The following is a 7,542-nucleotide window of genomic DNA, read 5'->3' as shown; positions in this document are numbered from 1 at the left end:
GAGCGGGATCATGAGGAGGACACATGCGGGACCTGCCCTACGGCGGGTGGCCCTCGCCGATCAGCGCCGCCGACCTGGCCCGCTCCGGCGTCACGCTCGGCTTCGTCGCGGCGGTCGGCGACGAGATCTGGTGGGAGGAGACCCGACCGGCGGAGGGCGGCCGTACCGCGGTCGCGCGCCGCAGCGCCGACGGCACAGTCGTCGACGCCCTCCCCAGGCCGTGGAACGCCCGCACCCGGGTGCACGAGTACGGCGGTCGGGCCTGGCTGCCGGTACCCACTGCGGACGGTCCCGCCCTGCTCTTCACACAGTGGGACGACCAGCGGCTGTACCTGTTGGAAGACGGCGCGCACGCGCCCCGGCCGCTGACGCCGGAGCCGGGGGAGCCGGGGACCCTGCGCTACGCCGACCTGGTGCTGGACCTCGACCGTGGTGAGGCCCTGTGCGTACGGGAGGCGCACCACGACGGCCGGGTGACCCGCCACATCGTCGCGGTGCCGCTCGACGGCAGCGCCGCCGCCGACCCCACCCGGGTACGCGAGGTTGCCGGCGGCAGCGACTTCCTCGCCTACCCCCGCGTCTCCCCGGACGGCCGACGTATCGCCTGGATCGCTTGGGACCATCCGCGCATGCCGTGGGACGGCACGGAATTGAGGGTTGCCGACCTCGACAGGGGCGTCGCCACGTCGGTACGGCCCCTGCTCGGCGGCCCCGAGGAGTCGGTACTGCAGCCGGAGTGGGTCGACGACGCGACGCTGTACGCCATCTCCGACCGCAGCGGCTGGTGGAACCTGTACCGGGTGCCGGTCGGTGACACCCGGGAGGATGGCGGGCAAGCCCAGGCGCTCTGCCCGCGGGAGGAGGAGTTCGCCTTCCCGCTGTGGATGCTCGGTCGGGTGTCGTACGCGATGCTCGGCGACGGTCGGCTGGCCGTGCTGCACGGCGCCGGCACGTACAGGCTCGGCATCCTCGACCCGGAGGGCGGGGCGCTCGCCGACCTCGAGACGCCGTTCACCGTCTGGTCGTCCACCCTCGCGGTCAGCGCGGCCGGTCTGGTCGGCGTGGCCGCCAGCGGGCAGGAGCCCCCGACCGTCGTACGCGTGGATCCCGACTCCGGCGCGGTGGAGCGCCTGCGGCCCGCCCTGGACCGGATCCCCGACCCGGCCTACCTGCCGCAGCCGAGGTCCGAGGCGCTGCCCGGCCCGCACGGCCGGGTGGTGCACGCCCACATCTACCCGCCCCGCAACCCGGAGGCGTGGGCGCCGGAGGGGGAGAAGCCGCCGTACGTCGTCTTCGTGCACGGCGGGCCGACCGGGCAGTCGCTCCCGGTGCTCAAACTGGACATCGCGTACTTCACCAGCCGCGGGATCGGCGTTGTCGACGTGGACTACGGCGGCTCGGCGGGCTACGGGCGCGCGTACCGCGAACTGCTCCGCGGCCAGTGGGGCGTGGTCGACGTCGAGGACTGTGTGGCTGCCGCGCAGGCCCTGGTGGACCGGGGGGAGGCGGACGGCGCGCGGTTGGCCATCCGCGGCGGTTCGGCCGGTGGCTGGACCACCCTCGCCGCGCTGACCAGTACGGCCGTCTTCGCCGCCGGCACCTCGTACTTTGGCGTTGCCGAGCTGCTTCGATTCGTGCAGGACACCCACGACTTCGAGTCGCGTTACATCGACGGGCTGGTCGGGCCGCTGCCCGAGAGCCGGGACCGGTACGTGCAGCGCGCGCCGCTGTCGCACGTGAACCGGCTGTCCTGCCCCGTACTGCTGTTGCAGGGCTCTGACGACCGGGTGGTGCCGCCGTCGCAGTCGTTGATGTTCCGCGACGCGCTGGCCGCGAAGGGCATCCCGCACGCGTACCTGGAGTTCGAGGGCGAGCAGCACGGGTTCCGCATGGAGTCGACGATCGTGGCGGCGCACGAGGCGGAGCTGTCGTTCTACGGCCAGGTGCTCGGCTTCAACCCGCCCGGCGTCCCCACGCTGAAGCTCGCTGGCGGAGAGTCGGCCCGCGAGAACCCGGGGGGAAAAGTGTCATAGGTCGCAAAAGTGCACTTCTTGAAATGATCTAGAAACTTCGGCTCAGCCTGCGCCGTTCGCCGCCGAATAAGGGCGTGTGACCACCGCGCTCCCCGCGCCGGTCGATCCGGCCAACGCACAGCCCGGCGACGTCGCCGGGACCGAGGTGCTGCGTCAACTCGAGGTGCTTGGCGAGATGGGCCGGGGCGCCCAGGCGATCGTGTACCGGGTCCGCCGCGGCGGCTCTCAGTACGCGATGAAGGTGCTCCAGCCGGCGGGCGTGGACGACGAGGCGTCCGCGCTAGCGTTCCGGCGGGAGGCAGCGCTACTCGCCTCGATCAATGATCCGGGGCTCGCGCGGGTCCACGAGGTCGGGGTCTTCGACGGCCGGCCGTATCTGCTGATGGACCTGATCGAGGGCCAGCGGCTCAGCGGCCTGCTGAGTAAGGAGCCGCTGCCCGCGGACCGGGTGACGGCCCTGGGCATCGACCTGGCGGCGGCGCTGGGCGCGGCGCACCGTGCCGGTCTCGTGCACCGTGACGTCAAACCGGACAACATCATCCTCACCCCGGACGGCAGCGCCCGGCTTATCGACTTCGGCCTGGCCGCGCGCATGGAACCGGCCCGCTCGGACGGCTCGCGGTCCGAGGAGATCGCCGGGACCCTCGCCTACAGCTCCCCGGAGCAGGCGGGCATGCTCAACCGCCCGGTGGACGGCCGGTCGGACCTGTACTCCCTCGGCGCGGTGCTGTTCGAGTGCGCGACCGGCGAGCCGCCGTTCTCCGCCGCCGACGTCGGGGAACTGCTTCGCCTGCACGCCGTCGCGCAGGTACCCGATCCGCGTGAACTCGCGCCGGAACTCCCGCCCGCGCTCGCGGCGATCATCGTCAGGCTCCTCGCGAAGGACCCGGACGACCGGTACCAGAGCGGCACCGGCCTGCTCGCCGACCTCCGCCGGGTGGCGGCCGATCCGGACGCCGACTTCCCGCTCGGTACCGCCGACGAAGCCTGGTCGGCCCAGGACGCCCCGATGGTGGGCATGGACGACGAGTTGGCCACGCTGACCTCCAGGTGGGAGCGGGCGCTCGGGAACCGGGGCGGGGTTGTCCTCGTACACGGCGCACCGGGTGGCGGCAAGAGCCGGCTCGTACGGGAGCTGGCCGGCGCCGCCAGCCGCTCCGGCCACCTGGTGCTGCACGGCAAGGCCTCCGCCGACGACCCGCAGCCGTTCGCGCCGCTGCGCGCGGCCGTCGACACGTACGTCCGGTCGCTGTCGCGGCTGCCTGAGCACGAGGCTCACTCAGTCGTGGAGCGGCTGAAGGCGGCCGCCGGACCGAGCGGCTCGCTGGTCAAGAACCTCTCGCCGGCTCTCGCCGAGGTGCTCACGGCACCCGATCCGACCGGTGAGGTCGGGCAGGAGCGGTACGCGGCCGCGGTGGCGGCGTTCCTGACCGAGCTGGCCCGGCTGGTCGGCGGTGCGGTGCTGCGCCTCGACGACGTGCAGTGGTGCGACGAGGCCACGATCCGCGTCCTTGAGCAGATGGCGCCCGAACTCGGCGGCGTACCGATGCTCGTGGTAGGCACCGCCCGCGACGACGCGGCGAGCGTGCCGGCGGTGGAGACGTTCCGGTCGCGGCTCGGTGACCACCTCGACACCAGGATCGTTCTGAAGCCACTGGCCGCGCCAGCGGTCGGCGCGCTGGTCGGCGCGCTGAGCGGCGGCCTGACCATCTCCGACGAAGCGGCCACGAGACTTGCCGCGCGCAGCGCCGGCAATCCGTTCACGCTCATGGAGTACGTCAAGGCGATCATCGATTCGGGTCTGGCCCAGCCGTGCTGGGGAACCTGGCGCATCGACCTCGCCGGCCTCGACGACCTGGAACTGCCCGAGACCGCCGCCGAACTCGTACTCAAGCGGGTGGACGCCCTCGACGTCTCCAGCCGGCGGCTACTCGGGGTGGCCGCGGGCGTCGGGTCGACGTTCGATCCCGACCTGGTCGCCGATGTGTGTGAAGCCGACCGGCAGCGGGTCCTCGACATGGTCGCCGACGCCGCCTGGCACCGCCTGGTGGAGCCGCGCGCCGACGGCCGCTACGCGTTCCTGCACGACCGGATCCGGGAGGCCCTGCTCGGTCAGTTCGACGAGCCGAGCCGGCGGCGGCTGCACGACCGCATCGCGGACATCCTGGCCCGGCGGGTCGACCCGGACCCGGAGACCGCGTACGCGCTGGCCCACCACCGGGCGCTGGGCGAGCCGGACCACGCCCCGGCCGGCACGTTCCACGCCTGCTACGCCGCCGGTCGCCTGGCCATGGCCGACCACGCCCCCGAGTCGGCGCTGTTCTTCCTCGAGCACGCGGTGGAGGCCGCCGTGCGAGCGGGGATCGCCCTCGACACGGTGTTCGGCCAACTGCTCGGTACCGCCTACCACCAGGCCGCGCGCCTGGACGATGCGGTGAACACCCTGCAGCGGGCCCTGGACTCCACCCGGGAGCCGATGGAGCGGGCCAGGATCCTGCACCGGATGACGCAGGTGCACGAGAGCGCGTGGCACAGCGAGGCCCAGGCGGCAACGGCCGAGCAGGGCCTCGCCGAGCTCGGGTACGCGTTGCCGAGGAACCCTGGGCGGCTCGTCGCGTCGACGCTATGGCTTTTTGTGCTTGGCTGCCTCATCGGGCTGACCGGTATCGGCCGCGGTACCGCGGGCCCGCGCAAGCGGGAGCGGTACACGCTGGCGGCTTCGCTGTACGAGATCGCCGCGGTGGCGCACGTGCGTGAACTCCAGCCGACCAGGTCGCTGCCGCTCATCGTGCGCGGGCTGTACCTGGTCAACCGGGTGGGGCCGTCGCCGCAGTACGCCGTGATCATGTCCAGGTTGCCGTTCCTCGTCCGGGCGGTGGGGCTGCACCGGATCGCCGACAAGCTGGCCGGGGCCGCCGCCAGGACCGCCCGCGAACTGGGGGATCCGGGGCTGTCGGCGTTTGTCGCGTTCATGGACGCGGTCAGCCTGCACGGCAGCGGCAAGGACTCCGGTGAAAGAACCCACCGGATGCTGGAGGAGCACAGCCGCTGGTTGGACTTCGGGCTCTTCCTCGACGCGTACGCCGTCCTGGACTGGGACTGGCTGCTGCGCGGCGACATGGCTGAGATGGAGGCCGGCTTCAACCGGCGCCGGGCTCGGGCCGTGGCCGGCGGGCAGGCCGAGCGCAGTGGAGTGGTGGCGACCGACGCGTGCCTGCTCGCCCTGCGCGGCCGTGCCGGGGAGGCCGCGGCCCACCTGGCCAAGCTCATCGACGACGACGCCCCGCTGCACCAGCAGGTCGACGTCCTCATCGCCACGTTCCAGGCGGCCCTGGAGCAGAACGACTTCGGTGACATGTTCGACGACGCGGTGGCGAAGTTCGCCGCGCTCGGGCTGAAGCCGCTCGACCTGCTGCCGGCGCAGCATACGATCTACGTCTACCAGGCCTACGGTCACCTCGAGCGCTGCCGGAACACCGACGGGGCCGAGCGTACGGCTCGCCTCGCGGAGGCGCGGAAGGCCGTGGCGGTACTGCGTAAGGTGACGCATCGTCCGATCGTCGCCGCGCACTACCGGGTCACTGAGGCCGCGCTGTACGAACTGGCCGGCGAGCACGCCAAGGCGCTCGCGAAGCTGGCGGCGGCCGAACCGGTCCTGCGCGCGATCGAGGCCCCGCTCGTGGCGTTCGAGGCCGCGCTGGTGCGCGCCCGATGTCTGCGGGCCCTCGGCGCCGCCGGAGAGACGCTCCGGCAGGCCGGCTACGCGCTTTCGGTGGCCAAGGAGCAGGGCTGGCCGCATCGCGCTCGCTGGGTCAGCGCCGAGTTCGGGCTCGCCAACGCGGGCAGCGTCGTGCACCACCGCTCCACGAGCGTCATGGGAAGCCGGCACTCCCAGCGGTGGGCAGCCCTGGAGCAGGTCAGTCTGGCCGCCTCCCGGGTGCTCGACCCGGCCAAACTGGCCCGGATCGCGCTCGACGAGACGATCCGCATCCTCGGCGCCGAGCGCGCGTTCCTGCTGCTGCTCGACGGGGAGTCCAGCCGGCTGGTGCCCCACGTCGGCCGCGACGCTTCCGGTAACGACCTGGACGAGCTAACCGGCTACAGCGCGAGCCTCATCGAGAAGGTCCACCACGAGCGCGAGGCGCTGGTGGTGACCGGTACCGAGGAGGGTGAGGCGCTCGGATCGCAGAGCATGCTCGCGTACGGGCTGCGCAGCATCCTCATCGCCCCGCTGCTGTTGGACGGCCGGCTGCTCGGGGTCGTGTACCTGGACAGCCGGGTGGCCAAGGGTGTGTTCACGCCTGACGACGTGGACATCCTGACCGCCGTCACGCACCACGTCGCGGTCGCCATGGAAACCGCCCGAGCCGCCCAGCTCGAGGTGGCGGTCGAGGCCGCCAACCGGCAGCGGGACCTGGCCGAGACGTTGCGCGACGCGATGACCTGGCTCAGCGCCACCCTCGACCCCAACATCGTGCTGCGCCGATTGCTGACGACGGTGATGCGGGCCCGCGACGGCGAGCGCGCGTGGCTGCTGCTGGGTGACGCTGAGTCACCCGCGGTGACCGTGCTCGACGGTTCTGTGCTCGACGGTTCTGTGCTCGGCGGTTCTGTGCTCGGCGGTTCTGCGGATGACTCCCCGGCCGTGGTGGCCGCCCAGCCGGACCTGGCCGGGCTGCTGGGTATCAAGGAGCCGAGCGTGTACGGCGTTGACGGTGTGGACGGGGCCTGGCCGCGTGCGCTTGCCGAGGTCTTGGTGGGCTCGGTGGGCTCGGTGGGCTCGGACCGGCCGGGGTGCTGGCTGGTCGTCCCGCTGATCGCGCGCGAGCAGCGGCTCGGCGTACTGGTCCTGGCCGCTGACCGTACGGACGCCTACGGCGACGCGGACATCGGCATCGCCACCGCGCTGGTCAGCCAGGGCATGGTCGCGTACGAGAACGCCCGACTGTTCACTCAGGTACATGAGCTGGCCACGGTCGACAGCCTCACCGGTATCGCCAACCGCCGGCACTTCTTCGACCTCGCCGGGCGCGCGGTGGCGGTGACGCTGGCGCGCCGCGTTCACGCGCCGGTGGCCGCGGTCATGCTGGACATCGACCACTTCAAACGGATCAACGACACGTACGGGCACCAGGTTGGCGACGACGTGATCCGAGGCGTGGTCGCCCGTCTGCGCAGCCAGAGCCGCGAGACGGACCTGCTCGCCCGCTACGGCGGCGAGGAGTTCGTGCTCCTGCTGTCCGATGCCGGGGACCGGGCTGCGGAGACGGCGGAGCGGCTGCGTGCTTCGGTGGCCGCCGCCCCGATCGAGACCAGGGACGGCCCGGTCGACGTGACGATCAGCGTCGGCGTCGCGTACCTGCGGCCGGAGGACAGTGGGCTGGACACGCTGCTCGGCCACGCGGACGAGTGCCTGTACCGGGCGAAGGAGAGTGGGCGTAACCGGGTGGTCGTCCGCGACTGACGGCTTTCGTTGCCCGGTAGCGGGATTGCCGTGATGTCGAACGTC

2 protein-coding genes are annotated in these 7,542 nt (G+C 72.3%); both read left to right on the top strand.

What is annotated here, in order from left to right; all coding sequences use genetic code 11:
• Positions 1 to 23 precede the first annotated feature (23 nt).
• Positions 24 to 2,033, top strand: a complete 2,010-nt coding sequence (locus HC028_RS23185; protein WP_168079511.1) for a S9 family peptidase — start codon at positions 24 to 26, stop codon at positions 2,031 to 2,033.
• Between the two features lie 76 nt (positions 2,034 to 2,109).
• Complete coding sequence (locus tag HC028_RS23180) at positions 2,110 to 7,497, top strand: diguanylate cyclase (protein WP_168079510.1); 5,388 nt, start codon at positions 2,110 to 2,112, stop codon at positions 7,495 to 7,497.
• Positions 7,498 to 7,542: the final 45 nt, after the last annotated feature.

Source organism: Planosporangium flavigriseum (assembly GCF_011947225.1).
Taxonomy (GTDB): domain Bacteria; phylum Actinomycetota; class Actinomycetes; order Mycobacteriales; family Micromonosporaceae; genus Planosporangium; species Planosporangium flavigriseum.
This window is presented reverse-complemented; position numbering and strand designations above follow the sequence as displayed.